At 37.0% G+C, this 2,004-nt stretch carries 3 protein-coding genes; all 3 read left to right on the top strand.

Going from position 1 to position 2,004, the window contains the following annotated elements:
- Positions 1-150 precede the first annotated feature (150 nt).
- Positions 151-975 (top strand): DUF6708 domain-containing protein, encoded by an 825-nt coding sequence (locus tag A9G47_RS09205; RefSeq protein WP_065642741.1) that lies wholly within the window; start codon positions 151-153, stop codon positions 973-975.
- A gap of 27 nt (positions 976-1,002) precedes the next feature.
- Positions 1,003-1,224 (top strand): hypothetical protein, encoded by a 222-nt coding sequence (locus A9G47_RS09210; RefSeq protein ID WP_065642742.1) that lies wholly within the window; start codon positions 1,003-1,005, stop codon positions 1,222-1,224.
- Between the two features lie 12 nt (positions 1,225-1,236).
- Positions 1,237-2,004, top strand: a 768-nt coding sequence (locus A9G47_RS09215; RefSeq protein ID WP_065642743.1) for a DUF6708 domain-containing protein, incomplete at its 3' end; no start/stop codon positions are given.

Genomic DNA, 2,004 nt, shown 5'->3' on the forward strand with positions numbered 1-2,004 from the left:
GATCTAACGCTGATAACCTGGGTAGCGGGCACCTTTGCTTATGATCTAATAAATAACTATCAAATCAATATCTGCCCTAATGGACAAGATGATGGCGAAATTCCGCTCATCATTAACCGAAGCAGGAAGAATAAATAAAAGGAGAATAAAATGTCATCAAAATACCGTCCACAAATTTTTGGTTGGTTTGGTGATCTAGATAAAGGTCCTTATAGTGTGCCCCTGCATGATCGTCGCTTAAGTTATGCCAATAATAACTATTGTGCCTTTATTCGTAAGATTCCTTCTGATCAAGTTTTTTATTTATGTATTTACATCATTGCTGTTATTCTTTTATGCTCTGCAGTGGTTATATTATCTATATTGACTTATTTATGTGATCCAATTTTAGAAACTAACATGTTTTTAGCTGCGTTAAGTGGTGTTATTTTATGCTTTATTGCTATGTATTTTGTTATTCCAGAAATCTATCATAATCTATTTTCCCATCGTGGCAGCCCTATTATATTTAATCGTAAAACGAGTAAAGTCTATGTTAATGAAAGTGATTTTTTTAACTTTAAGTTTTTACGCCATCCCGTAGTATTTTTACAACCCAAAAAACGCCGAATAAAAGAGTATGATTGGGATGATTTGCATGGTGTTATTATCCATAATATGTCGCGTAATGCTTTAAGCTCGACCGTGTTAATGGTGTGCCAACCCGGTACGCATCAAGTGATTGATCATATTATGCTAGATCCTGCCCGAGCAGGCGCTGGTAGTACATTTGTTTGGGGATGGATTAATAGTTTTATGGTGTATTATAAATCAGCCAATATTGATGATGGTGAATATAAGTCAGATCAAGAGGCGGAATTTAAAGCCCATAGGATTGACGGCCAAGGCTGGCCTGAATGGATGGTAGAAGCATTTAATGCTACATCATTAGAAGAGCTCGCCGAAATTAAACAACGGCACAATATAACGCAATAGCCCAAAAGCCATTGCAGTTTGGCAAGCATGGGCAAAGCGGTATGGCGATCTAATTTTACCGATATTGAAAAAATTGAAGTAAAACAAACCGATTCTAACCAGCCAGATAGCGACCTAACGCTGATAACCTGGGTAGCGGGCACCTTTGCTTATGATCTAATAAATAACTATCAAATCAATATCTGCCCTAATGCACAAAATGATGGCGAAATTCCACTCATCATTAACCGAAGCAGGAAGAATAAATAAAAGGAGAATAAAATGCCATCAAAATACCGTCCACAAATTTTTGGTTGGTTTGGTGATCTAGATAAAGGCCCTTATAGTGTGCCCCTGCATGATCGTCGCTTAAGTTATGCCAATAATAACTACTGTGCCTTTATTCGTCAGGATCTCAATGATCAGATTTTTTATGCTTGCCTTTATTTTGTTGCTACTATTTTGGGAAGTATATTAACAGTTGGTTCTTTTATAATGATTTTTTGGTTCAATGATTCTGAAATTGGTGACAAACTAACAATAATGGGGATAATTGGTTTTATTACTTGTTGTGTCGCTTTATATCTATCTATTCCTGAATTCTACCAAAATGCTTTCTCCCGCCGTGGTAGCCCCATTATATTTAACCGTAAAACGGGTAAAGTCTATGTTAACGAAAGTTACTTTTTTAACTTTAAAATATTACGCCATCCTGCAGTATTTTTACAACCGAAAAAACGCCGAATAAAAGAGTATGATTGGGATGATTTGCATGGTGTTATTATCCATAATATGTCGCGTAATGCTTTAAGCTCGACTGTGTTAATGGTGTGCCAACCCGGTACGCATCAAGTGATTGATCATATTATGCTAGATCCTGCCCGAGCAGGCGCTGGTAGTACATTTGTTTGGGGATGGATCAACAGTTTTATGGTGTATTATAAATCAGCCAATATTGATGATGGTGAATATAAGTCAGATCAAGAGGCGGAATTTAAAGCCCATAGGATTGACGGCCAAGGCTGGCCTGAATGGATGGTAGAAGCATTT

The sequence above is a fragment of the Gilliamella sp. WF3-4 genome, assembly GCF_001690275.1.
Lineage (GTDB): Bacteria > Pseudomonadota > Gammaproteobacteria > Enterobacterales > Orbaceae > Gilliamella > Gilliamella apicola_C.

Coding starts and splice junctions, on each gene's coding strand:
- A9G47_RS09205 (WP_065642741.1), top strand. CDS start 151: ATGTCATCAAAATACCGTCCACAAATTTTTGGTTGGTTTGGTGATCTA.
- A9G47_RS09210 (WP_065642742.1), top strand. CDS start 1,003: ATGGGCAAAGCGGTATGGCGATCTAATTTTACCGATATTGAAAAAATT.